This window comes from Microbacterium sp. NPDC008134, from assembly GCF_042957055.1.
Lineage (GTDB): Bacteria > Actinomycetota > Actinomycetes > Actinomycetales > Microbacteriaceae > Microbacterium.
Genome location: NZ_JBIBHO010000001.1, coordinates 738292 through 755236, shown reverse-complemented (window position 1 = coordinate 755236; position 16945 = coordinate 738292). Strand labels below are relative to the sequence as shown.

22 protein-coding genes are annotated in these 16945 nt (G+C 68.3%); 10 read left to right on the top strand and 12 right to left on the bottom strand.

Annotated features, from left to right (window positions below):
* Nucleotides 1–6: 6 nt before the first annotated feature.
* Nucleotides 7–963 carry an NAD(P)/FAD-dependent oxidoreductase gene (locus tag ACFY9N_RS03500; RefSeq protein ID WP_391476875.1) on the top strand — a complete coding sequence of 319 codons (957 nt, stop codon included), beginning with the start codon at nucleotides 7–9 and terminating at the stop codon, nucleotides 961–963.
* A gap of 72 nt (nucleotides 964–1035) precedes the next feature.
* Here the strand turns inward: ACFY9N_RS03500 and ACFY9N_RS03495 are convergent, their stop codons facing one another.
* Entirely contained in the window at nucleotides 1036–1665 is a 630-nt protein-coding gene (locus ACFY9N_RS03495) for a histidine phosphatase family protein (protein WP_391476874.1), read from the bottom strand.
* A gap of 1 nt (nucleotide 1666) precedes the next feature.
* Nucleotides 1667–2065 carry a DUF5684 domain-containing protein gene (locus ACFY9N_RS03490; RefSeq protein ID WP_391476873.1) on the bottom strand — a complete coding sequence of 133 codons (399 nt, stop codon included), beginning with the start codon at nucleotides 2063–2065 and terminating at the stop codon, nucleotides 1667–1669.
* Between the two features lie 117 nt (nucleotides 2066–2182).
* On the opposite strand from ACFY9N_RS03490, the gene aspS reads away from it, so the two are divergent.
* Entirely contained in the window at nucleotides 2183–3964 is a 1782-nt protein-coding gene (gene aspS, locus ACFY9N_RS03485) for an aspartate--tRNA ligase (RefSeq protein WP_391476872.1), read from the top strand.
* Between the two features lie 352 nt (nucleotides 3965–4316).
* On the opposite strand, the gene ACFY9N_RS03480 is transcribed toward aspS, so the two are convergent.
* A complete protein-coding gene (locus ACFY9N_RS03480; RefSeq protein ID WP_391478444.1) occupies nucleotides 4317–5099 on the bottom strand; it encodes a sulfite exporter TauE/SafE family protein in 783 nt (260 codons plus the stop codon).
* A gap of 101 nt (nucleotides 5100–5200) precedes the next feature.
* Here ACFY9N_RS03480 and ACFY9N_RS03475 point away from each other — a divergent pair, with 101 nt between their 5' ends.
* The 6 genes from ACFY9N_RS03475 to ACFY9N_RS03450 all read left to right on the top strand — a co-directional run bounded on the left by ACFY9N_RS03475 (nucleotide 5201) and on the right by ACFY9N_RS03450 (nucleotide 9924).
* Nucleotides 5201–5716, top strand: a complete 516-nt coding sequence (locus ACFY9N_RS03475) for a GNAT family N-acetyltransferase (protein ID WP_391476871.1) — start codon at nucleotides 5201–5203, stop codon at nucleotides 5714–5716.
* 146 nt (nucleotides 5717–5862) lie between these two features.
* The gene (locus tag ACFY9N_RS03470; RefSeq protein WP_391476870.1) at nucleotides 5863–7002 is read left to right on the top strand and encodes an ABC transporter substrate-binding protein; all 1140 of its coding nucleotides are present in this window, start codon (nucleotides 5863–5865) and stop codon (nucleotides 7000–7002) included.
* On the top strand, nucleotides 6999–7937 hold the full coding sequence (locus ACFY9N_RS03465; RefSeq protein ID WP_391476869.1) for an ABC transporter permease: 939 nt from the start codon (nucleotides 6999–7001) through the stop codon (nucleotides 7935–7937). Before ACFY9N_RS03470 ends, ACFY9N_RS03465 begins: the two co-directional genes overlap by 4 nt.
* The gene (locus ACFY9N_RS03460; RefSeq protein ID WP_391476868.1) at nucleotides 7934–8728 is read left to right on the top strand and encodes an ABC transporter permease; all 795 of its coding nucleotides are present in this window, start codon (nucleotides 7934–7936) and stop codon (nucleotides 8726–8728) included. The genes ACFY9N_RS03465 and ACFY9N_RS03460 overlap by 4 nt, the downstream gene beginning before the upstream one ends.
* Complete coding sequence (locus tag ACFY9N_RS03455; protein WP_391476867.1) at nucleotides 8725–9816, top strand: ABC transporter ATP-binding protein; 1092 nt, start codon at nucleotides 8725–8727, stop codon at nucleotides 9814–9816. The genes ACFY9N_RS03460 and ACFY9N_RS03455 overlap by 4 nt, the downstream gene beginning before the upstream one ends.
* Nucleotides 9817–9831: 15 nt before the next feature.
* Entirely contained in the window at nucleotides 9832–9924 is a 93-nt protein-coding gene (locus tag ACFY9N_RS03450; protein ID WP_391478443.1) for a YegP family protein, read from the top strand.
* 68 nt (nucleotides 9925–9992) lie between these two features.
* Here the strand turns inward: ACFY9N_RS03450 and ACFY9N_RS03445 are convergent, their stop codons facing one another.
* From ACFY9N_RS03445 to ACFY9N_RS03405, 9 genes are all read right to left on the bottom strand, one after another.
* On the bottom strand, nucleotides 9993–10748 hold the full coding sequence (locus ACFY9N_RS03445) for an amino acid ABC transporter ATP-binding protein (RefSeq protein WP_391476866.1): 756 nt from the start codon (nucleotides 10746–10748) through the stop codon (nucleotides 9993–9995).
* Nucleotides 10745–11542, bottom strand: coding sequence for an amino acid ABC transporter permease (locus tag ACFY9N_RS03440; RefSeq protein WP_391476865.1), 798 nt, complete (start codon nucleotides 11540–11542; stop codon nucleotides 10745–10747). Before ACFY9N_RS03440 ends, ACFY9N_RS03445 begins: the two co-directional genes overlap by 4 nt.
* Before the next feature lie 38 nt (nucleotides 11543–11580).
* Complete coding sequence (locus ACFY9N_RS03435) at nucleotides 11581–12393, bottom strand: basic amino acid ABC transporter substrate-binding protein (protein ID WP_391476864.1); 813 nt, start codon at nucleotides 12391–12393, stop codon at nucleotides 11581–11583.
* Nucleotides 12394–12541: 148 nt separating this feature from the next.
* Complete coding sequence (locus ACFY9N_RS03430; RefSeq protein ID WP_391476863.1) at nucleotides 12542–12844, bottom strand: Dabb family protein; 303 nt, start codon at nucleotides 12842–12844, stop codon at nucleotides 12542–12544.
* Nucleotides 12841–13104, bottom strand: a complete 264-nt coding sequence (locus ACFY9N_RS03425; protein ID WP_391476862.1) for a glutaredoxin family protein — start codon at nucleotides 13102–13104, stop codon at nucleotides 12841–12843. Before ACFY9N_RS03425 ends, ACFY9N_RS03430 begins: the two co-directional genes overlap by 4 nt.
* Nucleotides 13101–13403 (bottom strand): rhodanese-like domain-containing protein, encoded by a 303-nt coding sequence (locus tag ACFY9N_RS03420; protein WP_247623262.1) that lies wholly within the window; start codon nucleotides 13401–13403, stop codon nucleotides 13101–13103. The genes ACFY9N_RS03425 and ACFY9N_RS03420 overlap by 4 nt, the downstream gene beginning before the upstream one ends.
* 97 nt (nucleotides 13404–13500) lie before the next feature.
* The gene (locus tag ACFY9N_RS03415) at nucleotides 13501–13599 is read right to left on the bottom strand and encodes a 30S ribosomal protein bS22 (RefSeq protein WP_003792170.1); all 99 of its coding nucleotides are present in this window, start codon (nucleotides 13597–13599) and stop codon (nucleotides 13501–13503) included.
* Between the two features lie 136 nt (nucleotides 13600–13735).
* The gene (locus ACFY9N_RS03410; protein ID WP_391476861.1) at nucleotides 13736–13927 is read right to left on the bottom strand and encodes a helix-turn-helix domain-containing protein; all 192 of its coding nucleotides are present in this window, start codon (nucleotides 13925–13927) and stop codon (nucleotides 13736–13738) included.
* Between the two features lie 94 nt (nucleotides 13928–14021).
* Nucleotides 14022–14954 carry a TetR/AcrR family transcriptional regulator gene (locus tag ACFY9N_RS03405; protein WP_391476860.1) on the bottom strand — a complete coding sequence of 311 codons (933 nt, stop codon included), beginning with the start codon at nucleotides 14952–14954 and terminating at the stop codon, nucleotides 14022–14024.
* Between the two features lie 103 nt (nucleotides 14955–15057).
* On the opposite strand from ACFY9N_RS03405, the gene ACFY9N_RS03400 reads away from it, so the two are divergent.
* The gene (locus tag ACFY9N_RS03400) at nucleotides 15058–15963 is read left to right on the top strand and encodes an ATP-binding cassette domain-containing protein (RefSeq protein WP_391476859.1); all 906 of its coding nucleotides are present in this window, start codon (nucleotides 15058–15060) and stop codon (nucleotides 15961–15963) included.
* Nucleotides 15960–16784 carry an ABC transporter permease gene (locus ACFY9N_RS03395; protein WP_391476858.1) on the top strand — a complete coding sequence of 275 codons (825 nt, stop codon included), beginning with the start codon at nucleotides 15960–15962 and terminating at the stop codon, nucleotides 16782–16784. The genes ACFY9N_RS03400 and ACFY9N_RS03395 overlap by 4 nt, the downstream gene beginning before the upstream one ends.
* Nucleotides 16785–16945 lie beyond the last annotated feature (161 nt).

The window sequence follows — 16945 nt, the reverse complement described above, 5'->3', positions numbered from 1 at the left end:
GTCAACATGAAGTCACAGACTGAGCGGGAACGCAAGAACCACCGGTCGGAAGGACCCCTCATGTACGACGTGATCGTGATCGGCGCAGGCCCCGCAGGGCTTCAGGCGGCGCTGACGCTGGGACGGATGCATCGCTCGGCGCTGCTCCTCGACTCGGGCGAGTACCGCAACGGCACGGTGCTGCACATGCACAACGTCGCCGCGAACGACGGCACCCCGCCCGCCGAGTTCCGTGCGACCGCCCGCGCGCAGCTCGCCGAATACGCGGACGTCGAAGTGCGCGACGCTCCCGTCGAGCGGATCGACGGGGAGCAGGGGGCGTTCACCGTCACCCTCGCCGGCGGCACGGTCGAAGCTCGGCGCATTGTTCTCGCGACCGGCATGGCCGACGAGCTGCCCGCGATCCCCGGGCTGCAGGACCTCTGGGGCGTCGGCGCGTTCAGCTGCCCGTTCTGCGACGGGCACGAGCACGCCGACAAGCCGATCGCGGTGATCGGTGAAGCCGCCCGCGCAGCCCACCTCATCGGCCTGCTCGGCCGGATCGTGTCATCGATCACGGTCTTCCCCGCCGCGGGGTCATTCTCCGACGAGGATCGCGCGAGCCTCGAGGCGCTCGGTGCGATGGTGGCACCGGCGGCTCCCACGTCGGTGGCCCGGCACGGCGACACCGTGACGGTGACCACGGCGGAGGGCGAAGCATCCGTCGCCGGCATCTTCGTCGCCTCGGTCGTCTCGCGCCAGCGCGCCCCGTTCGCCGAGCAGCTGGGACTCACGATGCTGCCCTCGGGCGCGATCGAGATCGACGACTTCGGTCGCACGTCGGTGGCCGGAATCTCGGCCGCCGGCGACATCGCGCACCGAGCCTCCCTCCCCGGCCCGATGGCCGCGGTCGCCCTGGCGGTCGCTGCCGGTCAGATGGCCGCCGTCGGCCACATCCAGTCTCTGATGGCCGAGAACGTCTGACCCCGCTTTCGAATCGCTCACTTAGCTGTTTTCAGCGGCCGTTTTCAGCAAAGTGAGCGATTCGAACCGGAGTCAGACCGCGCCGACGTCGACCGCGCCGCCCGTCGCCGCAGGTTCGACGTAGTCGACCTCGCGCCAGACGTCGCCGACGCGCTCGAACGAGGTGACGCTCGACAGCGCGCATCGGCGGGTGCGGGGATCGTGCCGCAGCGGCAGCCCCGCGACCGAGAGGTGCGTGATCCAGATCGGCGCCTGGTGCGACACGATCACCGCATCGCCCGCCTCGGTGGAGTGCCAGAGGTCGTCCATCGCGGAGCGCATGCGCTCGGCCACCGACACGTAGGGCTCGCCCCAGCTGGGCACCGAGGGCTGGCGCAGGTGCCACCAGTTGAGCGGGTTCATCAGGGAACGGCGCATCTGCGTTCCCTCGAACACGTTGGTCGGCTCGATCACGCGCTCGTCGAGCACCGGGTCGAGATGGAAGCGCTCGGCGAACGGTGCCGCCGACTCCTGCGTACGTTCCAGCGGCGAGCACCGCAGAGCCTCGACGTCGCGACCGAGACCCGCGACATGCTCGGCCGCGGCGAGCGCCATGCGCTGCCCGTCGTCGCTGAGGTGGAAGTCGGGCAGCCTGCCGTAGAGCACGCGACCGGGATTGTGTACCTCGCCGTGACGGACGAGGTGCAGACGGGATGCCGGCACGTCAGGCCTTGCGGTAGCGGGAGTCCCCGAACCCGAGGATGAAGTACCCGATGAACGGGATCAGGAACAGCAGGAAGAACGAGAACACACCGCCCTTGCCGAAGCGATCGCCGACCTTGACCGCGACGATGATCGCGAGGATCACGTTGGCGATCGGTACGAGGTAGAGCAGCACCCACCAGCCCGACATTCCGGCGATGCGCAGCAGGATGATCGCGTTCACGATGGGGATGAGCGAGAGGATTCCGGGGTATCCGGCCTTCGTGAACACCTTCCACCAGGCGATTGCGAGCAGCACGTAGAAGATGATCCCGATGACGCTCGTCGTGCCGGAGAAGAACGCGGAGACGAAATCGGGGACGACCGGTACATCGGCGGCGGGGACGAGAGCGAGGTTCATGGGAGCACCTTCCTTTTCCCTGCCACCCTACTGATGACCGCGGTCCCGTCGGAGGTGCCTCGCGCACCCCCGTAGAATGGGCGGATTCGCCCGTTCACAGAATAGAAGGAATCCTCCGTGCTTCGCACCCACTCGGCAGGCTCACTGCGAGCCGAGCACATCGGTCAGACCGTCACCCTCGCGGGGTGGGTCGATCGCCGTCGTGACCACGGAGGAGTCGCGTTCATCGATCTTCGCGATGCATCGGGCATCGCCCAGGTCGTCATCCGCGATGAGGAGATCGCCCACCCGCTGCGCAACGAGTTCGTGCTCAAGGTCACGGGTGAGGTGTCGCGTCGCCCCGAGGGCAACGCGAACCCGAACCTGCCCACCGGCGAGATCGAGCTCATCGCGACCGACGTCGAGGTGCTCAACGAGTCCGCTCCCCTCCCCTTCCAGGTCTCGACGGCGCTCGCCGACAGCGAGACGGTCGGAGAAGAGGCGCGCCTCAAGTACCGCTATCTCGACCTGCGCCGCCCGGCCCCGGCATCCGCCATGCGTCTGCGCTCCGACGTCTACAAGGCGATCCGCGACGTGCTGCACGGCGAGGACTTCACCGAGGTCGAGACCCCGACCCTCACGCGCTCGACGCCCGAGGGCGCCCGCGACTTCCTCGTTCCCGCACGCCTGAGCCCGGGCAGCTGGTACGCCCTGCCGCAGTCGCCGCAGCTGTTCAAGCAGCTGCTCATGGTGGGCGGTGTCGAGAAGTACTTCCAGATCGCGCGCTGCTACCGCGACGAGGACTTCCGCGCCGACCGCCAGCCCGAGTTCACGCAGCTCGACATCGAGATGAGCTTCGTCGACCAGGAAGACGTCATCCGCCTCATGGAGACGCTCGTCGTCGCGATGTGGAAGACGATCGGCGTCGAGGTGCAGACCCCGCTTCCGCGCCTGACCTACGCCGACGCGATGGCCAAGTACGGTTCCGACAAGCCCGACCTGCGTTTCGGTCTCGAGCTCGTCGAGGCGACCGAGTACTTCTCCGACACCACGTTCCGCGTCTTCCAGAACGAATACGTCGGTGCGGTGCGCATGCCCGGCGGCGCGAGCCAGCCCCGCAAGCAGCTCGACGCCTGGCAGGACTGGGCGAAACAGCGCGGCGCCCGCGGACTCGCCTACGTGCTCTTCAACGAGGACGGAACCCTCGGCGGCCCCGTCGCCAAGAACCTCTCCGAGGCCGAGCAGGCGGGTCTCGCCGAGCTCGTCGGCGCCGAGACCGGGGACTGCGTGTTCTTCGCCGCGGGATCCACGAAGGAGAGCCGTGCCCTCCTCGGCGCTGCGCGCGTCGAGATCGGTCGTCGTCTGGGATACCTGAACCCCGACGAGTTCGCCTTCACCTGGGTCGTCGACGCCCCGATGTTCGAGCCGGCGGCGGATGCCGTGGCCTCGGGCGACGTCGCCGTCGGCGCCGGAGCCTGGACCGCCGTGCACCACGCGTTCACCGGCCCCAAGCCCGAGTTCGAGGCGACGTTCGACACCGACCCCGGGTCGGCGCTCGCCTACGCGTACGACATCGTGTGCAACGGCTCGGAGCTCGGCGGCGGATCGATCCGTATCCACCGCGAGGACATCCAGAAGCGCGTCTTCGACGTGATGGGCATCAGCGACGAGCTCGCCGAGGAGCAGTTCGGCTTCCTGCTCGACGCGTTCAAGTTCGGCGCCCCGCCCCACGGCGGCATCGCCCTGGGCATGGACCGCGTCATGCAGCACCTCACGAAGACCGAGTCGATCCGCGAGGTCATCGCGTTCCCGAAGTCGGGCAACGGCTACGACCCGCTCACGGCCGCGCCCGCACCGATCTCGGCCGAGCAGCGCGCCGAGGCCGGCGTCGACTTCGAGCCGGAGGACGACGAGGCCTGACCCTCGTCCCCACTTCGACAGGCTCAGCAACCCGGTTGGGGTGCTGGGCCTGTCGCGTTGGCGGGGTGCTTCGACAGGCTCAGCAACCCAGTTTCGGACGCTGCGCCTGTCGCGCCACTGAGTCCCTGAGCCCGTCGAAGGGCCCCGCCCCGCACACCCGCACGGAGAAGTCACACCTGCACGGAGCATCCGCCCGTATCGCCGTGCAGACGTGCGCGCTCCGTGCGCGCGTGCCGCGCTGCACGGCTCATCTGCAGGGAGAAAGCACACCTGCAGGGAGAAGCCGTCGAATCCTCCCCGCATCCGTCATCGCTCCCTGCAAAAGGATGCCGTCGCCCACCGGCCCGGGATGCTACGACGCGAGACCGAGGGCCGGGGCGAGGTTCTCGTTCCACACGTCGACGCCGAGCTTGGCGATCAGGGCGATCACCACGATGAGGAAGACGACGCGGATGAACTTCGTGCCGCGCGAGATCGCCATGCGCGACCCCAGGTAACTGCCGGCGACGTTGGCGACCGCGAGGATGCCGCCGAGCACCCAGAGCACCGACCCGTGCGGGATGAAGAGCAACAGCGCCCCGAGGTTGGTGGCGAGATTCACGATCTTCGCCTTGGCGCTCGCCTGCAGGAAGTCGTAGCCCAGCAGCGCGACGAGGGCGATCACGAGGAACGTGCCGGTTCCCGGACCGATCATGCCGTCGTAGAAGCCGATCACGAGACCGGCCGCTCCCGCCATGATGTGGTGCTTGTGCCCGTGGAAGCGCAGCATGGTCGCGGCGCCCATCTGCGGTCGGAACGCGGTAAACAGGGCGACCGCGAGCAGCGCCACGACGATGATCGGCTTGAACGCCGCCGCGGGCAGGAGGGTGGCGACCGCCGCCCCACCGAACGATCCGGCGAGCGCGATCACGGCCATCGGGATCGCGGTGCGGATGTCGGGTTTCGCCCGCCGGTAGTAGGTGACGCTGCTGGTGGCGGTGCCGAAGACCGAGGCGAGCTTGTTGGTCGCGAGCGCTTGGATCGGCGCGATGCCGGGGATGAGCAGCAGCGCGGGGAGCTGCAGCAATCCTCCGCCGCCGACGACGGCATCGATCCAGCCCGCGGCGAATGCGGCGATGACGACGAGCAGCAGCATCCCCCAGGTGAGCTGCTCGAGTCCGAGCACGGCGCCGATATCCACTCGGCCATGATTCCAGAGTTCCGGGGTCCCGAAGATCACGCTGGCAGACTGGAACCATGATCGATGCCCTCCCCCTGCCGTACCCGTTCGCATCGCGTCTCGGGAGCGCCGTGCTGCGACGCGCGACGGCCGATGACACGGACGCCGTGATCGCGCTGCTCGCGGACGACCCGATCAGCGCGGCGCGCGGCGATGTCGCTTCGGCAGACGATCGGCCCGCGTACGCCCAGGCGCTCCTCGAGATCCTCGCCGAGCCCTCGAACGACCTGCTCGTCGTCGAGCTCGACGGCGCGATCGTCGGCACGCTGCAGCTCACGTCGATCCCGGGCATGGCGCGTCGGGGCGCCCGGCGCCTCCTGGTCGAGGCCGTGCGCGTGCGGAGCGACCTGCGATCGTCGGGCGTCGGTTCGGCCGTGATGCGCTGGGTCGGCGAGGAGGCCGCTCCCGCGGTCGGCGCCGCGATGGTGCAGCTGACATCGGATGCCGCGCGCACCGACGCGCATCGCTTCTACGAGCGCCTGGGGTATATCGGGTCACATCTCGGTTTCAAATACGCCGTCGAGACCGCCTGAGATCCGCGCCACGGCGGGGTTCGCCCCACTCCGCCACCACCCGGTCACCGTTCGTTCACCCACGCCGCTCCGACCGGTAACTCACGGCCCATAGTTTCCTCTCGCAACCCGAACCGGCGCTCCGCCGGACACCCGAGAGGACACTCATGGCACGCTTCACCCGCCGCGCGCGCATCGGCGCCGGTATCGCACTGGTCACCACCGCCGCCCTGGCACTCACCGCCTGCTCCGGCACCGCCGACGCGACCGACGGCGGCGAGGGCTCGACCGACGCCGCGACCGCGACGTCCGTCGCCGACTTCGGCACGTTCGCCGACCTTGAGGCCGCCGCGAAGGCGGAGGGCCAGCTCAACGTCATCGCGCTGCCCCGCGACTGGGCGAACTACGGCGAGATCCTCGACCTCTTCGCCGAGAAGTACCCAGAGATCACGATCAACGAGGCCTCCCCCGACGTGTCCAGCGCCGAGGAGATCCAGGCTGCCGAGACCAACAAGGGCCTCGACACCGCTCCGGACGTGTTCGACATCGGCCTCACGGTCGCGCTCCAGAACACCGACTACTTCGCCCCCTACAAGGTGCAGACGTGGGACGAGATCCCCGACGAGCTCAAGGAGCCGACCGGTCTTTTCGTCGGCGACTACGGCGGGTACATGTCGGTCGGCTACGACTCGTCGAAGTTCGACGCTCCCGCCGAGCTCGCCGATCTGCTCTCGGCCGACTACAAGGGTGCCGTCGCGATCAACGGCGACCCGACCCAGGCAGGCGCCGCGTTCGCCGCGGTCGGTCTCGCGACCGTCCAGTCCGAAGGCACGCTCGACGACTTCCAGCCCGGCATCGACTTCTTCTCGGAGCTGCAGAAGGCCGGCAACCTGCTCAAGGTCGACGTGACCACCGCGACCGTCGCGAGCGGCGAGACTCCCGTCGTCTTCGACTGGGACTACCTGAACGCCTCGCACAAGGCCGACAACCCCAACTGGGAGGTCGTGGTCTTCGACGGCACCGGCTACGCGGGCTACTACAACCAGGCGGTCAACGTCGACGCCCCGCACCCGGCTGCGGCGCGTCTGTGGCAGGAGTTCCTCTACAGCGACGAGGTGCAGAACCTGTGGCTCGGCGGCGGCGCTCGCCCCGTGCGCATGGAGGCCATGACCGAGGCCGGCACGATCGACGCCGACCTCGCCGCGGCCCTGCCCGAGGTTCCCGAGGAGACGGTCGTCCCCACCGAGGAGCAGTCCGAGAACGCCGGCACCCTGCTCGGTGAGAAGTGGGCAGCGGCGGTCCAGTGACGACTCTCGTCCACACGGGGGCGGATGCTCCGGCATCCGCCCCCGCCACCACCGCCGGGCCCGCGCACTCCGCGCGGGCCCGGCGGTCCGCGCCTTCCTGGGCCTGGCTGGGACTCGTTCCCTTCGCGGCCTACATCGTGCTGTTCCTGGCGGTTCCGACGATCCTCGCGATCGGCTCGGGATTCTTCACGAAGGACGGCGCCTTCACCTGGACGAACGTGGCGGCACTCGGCGACCCCGTCGTGCTGAACACGTTCGCCAATTCCGCCTGGATCTCGCTCCTGACCGCCGTCGTCGGCGCCGTTGTCGGCGCGCTCGTCTGCTACGCCCTGCTCGGCATGAATCCCGATGGCGCGATCCGCTCATCGGTGGATGCCGCAGCCGGTGTGCTGGCTCAGTTCGGCGGCGTGATGCTGGCGTTCGCCTTCATCGCGACGATCGGCATCCAGGGCGTCCTGACCGTGTTCCTGAAGGACACGTTCGGATTCAACATCTACGAGAACGGCACGTGGCTCTACGAGCTGCCGGGCCTGATCCTGCCGTACATCTACTTCCAGATCCCGCTCATGGTCATCACCTTCATGCCCGCCCTCGCCGCGCTCAAGCCGCAGTGGGCCGAGGCGAACCTCACCCTCGGCGGCACGCGCACGAGCTTCTGGCTGCGCATCGGCCTGCCGGTTCTGGCGCCGTCGTTCCTCGCCAGTCTGCTGCTGCTCTTCGCGAACTCGTTCTCGTCGTACGCCACGGCCGCGGCCCTCGCCAGCCAGGGCTCGCAGATCGTGCCGCTGCAGATCCGCACCGCGCTCACGAGCGAGACCGTGCTCGGCCGCGAGAATCTCGCGGGTGCACTCGCGCTCGGCATGATCATCGTGGTCGGCATCGTGATGGCCCTCTACTCGCTGATCCAGCGTCGGGCTGCGAGGTGGCAGTCGTGAACCGTCTCGCCCCCTCCCTCGCGACCCGCTGGGTCATCGGCATCCTCGTCGGCCTGTTCTTCGCCGTCCCCCTCGTGTCGACCTTCCTCTACACGCTGCGCGACACCGAGAGCGGCCTGTCGTTCGACCACTGGATCGCACTGTTCGACCCCGCGGCATCCGCGGCGATCAAGCCGATCTGGACCGGTCTCGGAAACTCGCTGATCCTCGCCGTCGTCACGGTCGCGATCGTGCTGTTCCTGCTCACGCCGACGATGATCCTGGTGAACCTGCGCTTCGGCAAGCTCAAGCCGATCTTCGAGTTCGCGGTGCTGCTGCCGATCTCGATCCCCGCGATCGTGCTCGTGGTCGGTCTCGCCCCGATCTACCTGCAGATCGGACGCTCGGTGGGCACCGGCACGTGGACGCTCGCGTTCGCGTACGGCATCACGGTGCTGCCGTTCGCCTACCGCTCGATCCAGGCGTCGATCGATGCCGCCGACCTGCGCACGCTCTCCGAGGCCGCGCGGTCGCTCGGCGCGAGCTGGCCGACGGTCGTGCTCAAGGTGCTGGCGCCCAATCTCCGCCAGGGCCTGCTGGCCGCATCACTCATCTCGATCGCGGTGGTGCTCGGCGAGTTCACCATCGCCTCTCTGCTGAACCGGCAGGTGTTCCAGACGGCCATGGTCGTCGTGCAGAAGCAGGATCCGTACGCGCCGGCGATCTTCACGCTGCTGGCACTCGCGCTCGTGTTCCTGCTTCTCCTCCTCATCGGTCGCGTCGCGCGCGGCAACGGAAAGGCCCACTCATGACCATCGACCACGCACTCCCCCGCACTCAGGACAATCTGCTGCTCGCCGAGGCGGGCGAAGGCACCCGGGTGCAGCTGCAGAGCATCGTGAAGAGCTACGCGGGCAACCGCGTGCTGCACGGCGTCGACCTCGACATCGCCCCCGGAGAGTTCGTCTCGCTGCTGGGCCCGTCGGGATGCGGCAAGACCACACTCCTGCGCGTGCTCGCGGGCCTCGAGGGCTCCGACGAGGGCGCCGTGCTGCTCGGCGGTCAGGACGTCTCGCGCGTTCCGACCAACAAGCGTGACATCGGCATGGTCTTTCAGTCGTACTCGCTGTTCCCGCACCTGCGCGTCGCCGAGAACACGGCGTTCGGACTGCGCCGCCGCGGGGTGTCGGCATCCGAGTCCGCCAAGCGCGCGAAGGACGCCCTCGCCCTCGTGGGGCTCGCCGACTTCGCCGACCGCTACCCGCACCAGTTGTCGGGCGGTCAGCAGCAGCGCGTCGCGCTGGCGCGCGCTCTGGTCACCGAGCCCAAGGTGCTTCTTCTCGACGAGCCGCTCTCGGCGCTCGACGCCAAGGTGCGCGTGCAGTTGCGCGACGAGATCCGCCGCATCCAGCTGCGCCTGGGCATCACGACCGTGTTCGTCACGCACGACCAGGAGGAGGCGCTCGCCGTCTCCGACCGGATCGCCGTGATGAACTCGGGCCGCATCGAGCAGATCGGCTCGCCGGAGGAGCTCTACACGACACCGGCGACCGTCGGTGTGGCCGCGTTCGTGGGTCTCTCGAGCATCGTCGCCGGTGTCGCCGAAGGCGACCACGTCGTCGTGTGGGGGCAGCGACTGCCGCTCCAGACGCCGGCGGACGGTCCCGTCGACGTGTACCTGCGTCCGGAGAACGTGTTCTTCGCCTCGGAAGCGGATGCGGCGACCGACGCGATCGTCGAGGAGAGCACCTTCCTCGGCAGCATGCGCCGGACGCTCGTGCGCACGGAGTCGGGAGACATCGTCCGGGTGCAGCACGCTCCCGGAAGCTATCCGGCCTTCGGCGACCGGGTGCGCATCGCGATCGCCCCCGAGCCCGTGGCCGTGAACCCGCGCGCCTGACATCTCGCCCTATCGATCAGCGAAGGCTACTCCTCGAAGTCCGCCGCACAGAACGGGATCGAGTCGGTACGCACCCACGCTCCCGACGCCGAGGTCGTCGAGGTCTGATCCTTCTCCTGACGACGACGAGGCCCCCGGAGCGCTGCGCTCCGGGGGCCTCGTCGTGTGTCTGCAGTTCACAGCACGCGCGAGAGGAAGTCCTTCGTGCGCTGGTGCTGCGGGTTGCCGATGACCTCGCGCGGGTCGCCCTCCTCGACGATGTGGCCGCCGTCCATGAAGATCAGGCGCGAGCCGACCTCCCGGGCGAAGCCCATCTCGTGGGTGACCACGAGCATCGTCATCCCCTCGTCGGCGAGCGAGCGCATGACCTGCAGCACCTCGCCGACCAGCTCGGGGTCGAGCGCCGACGTCGGCTCGTCGAACAGCATCATGTCGGGGTTCATGCACAGCGCACGCGCGATCGCGACGCGCTGCTGCTGTCCTCCCGACAGGTGGCCCGGAAACGCCTTCGCCTTCTCGGCCAGGCCGACACGGGCGAGCATCTCGTGCGCGATCTTCTCGGACTCCGCCTTGCCCCGCTTCTTGACGCGCTGCTGGGCGATCGTGAGATTGCCGAGCACGTCGAGGTGCGGGAACAGGTTGAAGCTCTGGAAGACCATGCCGATGCGGGTGCGCACGCGGTCGATGTCGGTCTCGGGGTCGGTGATGTCGATCCCCTCGATCAGCACCTTGCCGCCGGTCGGCTCCTCGAGCAGGTTGACCGAACGCAGCAGCGTCGACTTCCCCGAGCCGGAGGGACCGATCACGCAGACGACCTCGCCCTTGGTGACGGTGAGGTCGATGCCCTTGAGCACCTCGTTGTCGCCGAAGGTCTTGACGAGCCCCTGGATGTCGATCGCCGGGGCGTGGACATCAATCAGTTCCGTGATCATCGCTGCCTCGCCATCCTTCGCTCGAGCCACGCGCTGAAGCGCGTGAGGGGGATCGTCACGATCAGGTACAGGATCGCCGCCATGATCAGCGGTGTCGCGTTGGAGTTCTGCGTCGCCGCGTCACGGGCGAAGTTGGTGAGCTCCTTCGACCAGATGAATGTCCCCGCGATGAACAGCAGCGAGGTGTCCTTCAGGAGCAGCACGAACTCGTTCGTGAGGGGCGGGATGATGATGCGGAACCCCTGCGGCACGACGATCCAGAAGGTGGTCTTCATGGGAGACATGCCGAGCGAGCGCGCGGCCTCGGTCTGCCCCTTCGGAACCGCCTGGATGCCGGCGCGGATCGTCTCCGCCATGTACGCCGAGGCGACGAGGATGAGACCGATCAGGCCGAGCACGACGGGGCCACCGAGATCCTTGCCCGGCACCCCCGACGCGATCGGCAGGATGAAGGCCACGGCGAAGATCGTCAGGATCGCGGGGAGCCCCCGGAACAGTTCGATCCACGCCGTGGCGATCCACCGGAACGGCAGGATCGACGACATCTTCAACAGCGCCAGAATCACGCCGAGCACCAGTCCGAGGATGAAGGCGACGGCTGTGAACCACAGCGTGTTGACGAGTGCGGTGGTGATGATCCCGGGGAACATCTTCGCCGCGATCTCCGGGTTGAAGAACAGCGGACCGATCTTCGCCCAGTTGGTCCCGACCGCCGCCCAGACGACGATGGCGATCAGGACCGCGTAGACGATGTAGCGGTACAGCTTGCTCTTGGTAGTTCGCTTCAACGCCATTGTGAAGGACCTCCGAGACGACTCCTACGACGCACGGCTCAGTTGGCCGTGAAGTACGTGTCGTAGATCGTCTGGTACTCGCCACCGTCGCGCAGCTCCTGGAGAGCGTCGTTGACGGCCGCCAGCAGTGCGTCCTTCTCGCCCTTGGCGAAGGCGAAGCCGTACGACTCGTCGGTGTTGTACGTCTCGACGATCTCATAGGCGCTGTCGGCCTTCTCGTGCTCGAGGTTCACCGGCTGGTCCTGCAGGATCGCGTCGATGAGGCCCGACTGCATGGCCGGCCACAGCTCGCCGTCCGAGGGGTACTGCACGAGTTCGGCACCCGTGGCGTTCTCGGTCGCGTAGGTCTCGCCCGTGGTGCCCTGCTGGACGCCCACGTTCTTGCCGGCGAGGTCGTCGATGCCCGTGATGCCCGAGTCGGTGCGCACGAGGAGCGACTGCAGCGAGTCGTAGTAGGGGTCGGAGAAGTCGATGTTCGCCTTGCGCTCGTCGGTGATGGTCATCGCCGAGGCGCCGATGTCGCAGGTGCCGGCGGCGAGCGTCGTGCCCGACTGCAGGGCGTCGAAGCCCACGTCCTGCACCGAGAGCTCGAGGCCGAGCTTGTCGGCGATCGCGTCGAGCAGGTCGATGTCGAAGCCGGTGTAGCCGGTTCCGTTGTCGCCGCCCTCGAACTCGAACGGAGCGTATGGGATGTCGGAGCACACGGTGAGCGTGCCGGCCGTGACCAGTCCGTACTCGTCGCCAGCGGCGGGTTCGCTGGATTCGGAGTCGGTTCCGCCGGCGCAGCCTGCGAGCGCGAGGGTTGCGGCAGCCACGAGTGCGAGGCCGGCGAAGGTAGTGCGACGGTGCATAACAGCTCCTGAGAGTCGATGGCAGGGTAGGGCCCACCGACGGTGGGCCGATAGGTGAACATCCTGGCACGTGCCGGGTGGATGCCCTACTAAGAGTGCCCGATCGAGGATTACGGTTTTGTTTCGGTGCGTTTCGGCCGTGCGCGGCTCAGAGCTCGAAGTCGACCGCGACGCGTGCGCTCACGACCGAGCGGATGTATCCGGATGCCTCGACATGTGCCGGATGCACCTGGTACTCGTCGAGCGACTCGACCGAGGCGAAGTCCGCCACGAGCACGACGTCCCAGTTCGACTCCGGCAGCACGACGTTCGCGCCGGCCGAGATCGACAGCAGCTGGGGTACGACGCCGTCGAGAGCGTTGAGACGACGGGCGACCTCGGCGGCCTGAGCGGCGCGCTCATCGGCGTCCTCCGCGGCGAGCTTCCAGGACACGACATGGCGGATGGTCACTTCAGGGCCTCCTCGAGGGCGGTGCGCAGTCGATCCGGCGACAGCCGCCAGTGCGCGTGCAGTTCGCCGTCGATGAGGACGACGGGGATCTTCTCCCACCAGAGTTCGTACAGGGCGGGATCTTCGGCGATCGAGGCCTCGACGATCTCGATGCGCTCGGCCGCGGCATCCGGGAACTCGGCGACGACGGCGTCGATGACCTCGGAAGCGACGTCGCAGAGGTGGCAGTCCGGCTTGCCGATGAGTGTCAGCGTGGTCACGCCGACGGCACCTCGACCGCGCGTCCCTGCGCGATCCACTCGCCCGTTCCGCCCTCGACGTTGGTGGCGTCGTAGCCGCGCGCTTCGAGCGCCTCGACGACGCGGGCCGAGCGGCCGCCGGCCTGGCAGATCACGTCGAACGACTCGGCCGGCAGCTCTTCGAGCCGGTTGCCGATCTCGGACATCGGGATGTTGACGGCGCCGGGCACGTGGCCCGCCGCGAACTCGTCCTTCTCGCGCACGTCGATGAGCGGCGTGCCCGTGCGGTCGGCGAGTTCGGTGACGGTGATCGACTTCATGGCTTCCTTCGAGCTGCTCGGACGAGCGGCAGAGACACAAAGCGCCCCCATTCGACATGCTCCGAGGAGCTGTCGGGGGCGCTCGTGTCTTGGCCGCTTACTTCTTGTTGCGGCGCTGGTGGCGAGTCTTGCGAAGCAGCTTGCGGTGCTTCTTCTTCGCCATGCGCTTGCGGCGCTTCTTGATGACAGAACCCACGGAAACCTCACTAAGTCAGGGGGTTGGGCGTCGCGATGATCGGACGCCCGGGTACGGGCACGGAAAAATGCCTCGGATCAGTCTAGCAAACCAGCGGGCCTGCGCCGTCACACCGACGTCGTAGGACTTCCGAGGGTCAGCCGACGTCGGCGATCGGGCGCTGGAGGGCGTCCGCCACGGCGGACTCCGGCACGCGATAGCTGCGTCCGAAACGGATGGCCGGCAGGTCGCCGGAGTGCACGAGCCGATAGACGGTCATCTTCGACACACGCATGATCTCGGCCACCTCAGCAACTGTGAGGAACCGGACGTCAGGAACTTCGGGCATCCCACATACCCCTTTCTCGAATGAGCACACTCTATGGGTTGTCAGTGACGCATGTAAACCCTTGGGGCCGGTGTGAACAGTGGGACTCGCTGCGTCAGGAGCCCGAACGCCCCCGCGCGAGCCGCTCCGCGGCATCCTTGCGCGCTTGCCGCTCGAGCTTGCGCGCGACCCGCAGCGCCTTCTCGGCCTCGCGCACGGCCTTCTGCGCGTCCTTCAGCTTTCGATCGCCCGCGAGTTCCGCCGGGTCGAGCCCCGTCCAGTCCGCCGTCGAGACATGGGGCGCACCTCTATCGAGACCGGCGATGTACCCCTCGACCCCGTCGAGCACGCGTTCGAGACCGAAACGGAACGGGTCCGCCTCCGACAGGAAGACCCCCGCGTCGACCGCGCGGCGCAGCGCCGGGAACTCCTCGGCGGTGATCACGCGGTCGAACAGCGCGGACTCCCGGAGCGCGACCTCCTCCGGCGACAGTCCGGTCACGCGCACCTGCTCGGTGTAGCCCGCCTGCACGATGCCGCACCAGCGCGCGCTCCCCGTGACGGAGAGCGCGACCGCGATCCGCTCCTCCTCCGTGAGTGGCGTCCCGTCCAGCGCCGAGAGCGCCGCGTCCAACCAGGCCGAGCTGTTCGGCGTCACCGGTGATCCGGTGATCGGGAGAGACAGCATCCACGGATGCCGCAGATAGAGGAGGATCTGCTCCTGGTACAGGGCGAGGAGGCGGGCGCGCCAGCCGTCGGCCTCGAGGTGCGCCTCCGACGGCAGCCCGGTCGCCTGCTCCTGCATGAGCAGCAGCAGATCGTCCTTGGCGCTCACGTAGCGGTAGAGCGACATCGGGGTGAACCCGAGCTTCGCGGCCACCGCCGCCATCGACACCGCACCGATCCCCTCGGCATCCGCGAGCTCGACCGCCGCGTCGACGATGCGCTCCACGCTCATCTCGCGCTTGGGCCCGCGTTGCGGACTCGCCGCGACGCCCCAGGCGAGAGCGATTCCACGGGGGAGCTCGGGGAGATCGGCATCCGTCATGTCGATCATCCTACTTCTGTTTATTAGCTAAACAGTGTGTTACTGTCATACACAGTTGTTTCTGCTGTACACAGTTTCATCCATACACAGAAAGGCCCCTCCCATGCACGCCACGATCGAAGCCCGCGGGGTGAGCAAGGCATTCGACGGATCTCCCGTGGTCGACGGGCTCGACTTCACCGTCGAGCGCGGCGAGATCTTCGCTCTGCTCGGCCCCAACGGGGCCGGCAAGACCACGACCATCCAGATCCTCACCACGCTCATCGCGGCCGATTCCGGCAGCGCCCGCGTCGCCGGATTCGACGTCGGTACGCAGAGCACCGAGGTGCAGCGCCGCATCAGCCTCACCGGGCAGTCCGCCGCGGTCGATGATGCATTGACAGCCACCGAGAACCTCACGATGTTCGCCCGGCTCGCCGGCCTCAGACGATCGGACGCCCGCCGACGAGCGGTCGACCTCCTGGCCCGATTCGGGCTGACGGATGCCGCCTCGCGCGCCGTCCGCACCTTCTCCGGCGGCATGCGCCGCCGGCTCGACCTCGCCCTGAGCTTCGTCGTCACCCCGGACGTGCTCTTCCTCGACGAGCCGACGACCGGCCTCGACACCCGCAGCCGCCGCGACCTCTGGGAGATCATCCGGGCGATGGCGGATGCCGGAACGACCGTGTTCCTGACGACGCAGTACCTCGAAGAGGCGGATCGCCTCGCCGACCGGATCGCCGTGCTCCACGAGGGGCGCATCGCCGCCCTCGGCACACCCGCGCAGCTCAAGGCGAGGATCGGCGGCGACACCGTCGAACTGCACGACACCGCGGGCGACCTCCTGCGCGCGATTCCGACCGACGGCAGCGTGGGCGACCTGCGGCGCGCGCTCGACCGCCTCGACGAGGAGGGACGCGACGGCATCGTCTCGCTGCGGCGCCCCAGCCTCGACGACGTCTTCCTCGCCATCACCGGCGGTGGCAGCACGGATGCCGTCGCCGCGATCCGCGAGGAAGAGCTCGCATGAGCGCCGTGATCACGGATGCCGGAGCCACGGCATCCGTCCCGTCCCCCGCCCCGCGGCCCCGTCTGCGCGGTTTCACCGCCGAGGCCGTCTTCGTCGGCCGGAGCCTGAAGCACTCGTTGCGCGACGGGGAATCGCTGCTGATGGCGATCATGCTGCCCGTGATGCTCATGCTGATGTTCACCTGGGTCTTCGGCGGGGCGATCGACCCCTCCGGGGCCTACGTCGACTACGTCGTTCCCGGGATCATCCTCACCTGCGCCGGATTCGGCGCCTCATCGACGGCCGTGTACGTCGCCAACGACATGCGCACCGGCGTCATCGACCGCTTCCGCACCATGCCCCTGCGCGCCGGAGCCGTGCTCACCGGACACGTGGTCGCGAGCATGCTGCGCAACCTCGTGGCGACCGCGATCGTCATCGGCGTCGGAGTGCTGGTCGGCTTCCGTCCGACGGCGACACTGCTCGACTGGATCGGGCTCGGCGCGCTCATCGCGCTGTACATCCTGGCCATAACCTACCTGTTCGCGGCGATCGGGCTCGCGGCCGGCAGCCCGGAAGGAGCGAACGGGTACGGCTTCATCCTGCTGTTCCTCCCTTACCTGTCGAGCGCGTTCGTTCCCGTCGAAAGCATGCCCGACTGGCTGCAGCCCGTGGCCGCGCACCAGCCGATCACGCCGATCGTCGAGACGATCCGCGCCCTGCTGACGGATACCGCCGCGAACGGAGAGGCGTGGTGGGCGGTCGGTTGGTGCCTGCTGATCCTCGCGATCGCAGGCGCCTGGGGAGCGTGGCTCTTCCGCCGCAAGGCCGGGCGGCGCTGAGGCGCGCATCACAGGAGAGGCATAGCCTCTCTCCGAGATTCACTCAGCCGGAAGTGTCACACTCGGCGCAACACCGGGGCAGGCACCGCCCCGGGACACGCGGGCTGGGGCCCGCGGCATCGCCCCCGACGACAGTCCCCCGGTCGTTCGGGGGCGATCTG

Excerpts from the sequence above, each read along its gene's own strand:
- ACFY9N_RS03470 (WP_391476870.1), top strand. The coding sequence starts at position 5,863 with ATGGCACGCTTCACCCGCCGCGCGCGCATCGGCGCCGGTATCGCACTG.
- ACFY9N_RS03395 (WP_391476858.1), top strand. The coding sequence starts at position 15,960 with ATGAGCGCCGTGATCACGGATGCCGGAGCCACGGCATCCGTCCCGTCC.
- ACFY9N_RS03440 (WP_391476865.1), bottom strand. The coding sequence starts at position 11,542 with ATGGCGTTGAAGCGAACTACCAAGAGCAAGCTGTACCGCTACATCGTC.
- ACFY9N_RS03455 (WP_391476867.1), top strand. The coding sequence starts at position 8,725 with ATGACCATCGACCACGCACTCCCCCGCACTCAGGACAATCTGCTGCTC.
- ACFY9N_RS03445 (WP_391476866.1), bottom strand. The coding sequence starts at position 10,748 with ATGATCACGGAACTGATTGATGTCCACGCCCCGGCGATCGACATCCAG.
- ACFY9N_RS03405 (WP_391476860.1), bottom strand. The coding sequence starts at position 14,954 with ATGACGGATGCCGATCTCCCCGAGCTCCCCCGTGGAATCGCTCTCGCC.
- ACFY9N_RS03490 (WP_391476873.1), bottom strand. The coding sequence starts at position 2,065 with ATGAACCTCGCTCTCGTCCCCGCCGCCGATGTACCGGTCGTCCCCGAT.
- ACFY9N_RS03475 (WP_391476871.1), top strand. The coding sequence starts at position 5,201 with ATGATCGATGCCCTCCCCCTGCCGTACCCGTTCGCATCGCGTCTCGGG.
- ACFY9N_RS03500 (WP_391476875.1), top strand. The coding sequence starts at position 7 with ATGAAGTCACAGACTGAGCGGGAACGCAAGAACCACCGGTCGGAAGGA.
- ACFY9N_RS03435 (WP_391476864.1), bottom strand. The coding sequence starts at position 12,393 with ATGCACCGTCGCACTACCTTCGCCGGCCTCGCACTCGTGGCTGCCGCA.
- ACFY9N_RS03480 (WP_391478444.1), bottom strand. The coding sequence starts at position 5,099 with ATGCTGCTGCTCGTCGTCATCGCCGCATTCGCCGCGGGCTGGATCGAT.
- ACFY9N_RS03410 (WP_391476861.1), bottom strand. The coding sequence starts at position 13,927 with ATGCCCGAAGTTCCTGACGTCCGGTTCCTCACAGTTGCTGAGGTGGCC.
- ACFY9N_RS03420 (WP_247623262.1), bottom strand. The coding sequence starts at position 13,403 with ATGAAGTCGATCACCGTCACCGAACTCGCCGACCGCACGGGCACGCCG.
- ACFY9N_RS03400 (WP_391476859.1), top strand. The coding sequence starts at position 15,058 with ATGCACGCCACGATCGAAGCCCGCGGGGTGAGCAAGGCATTCGACGGA.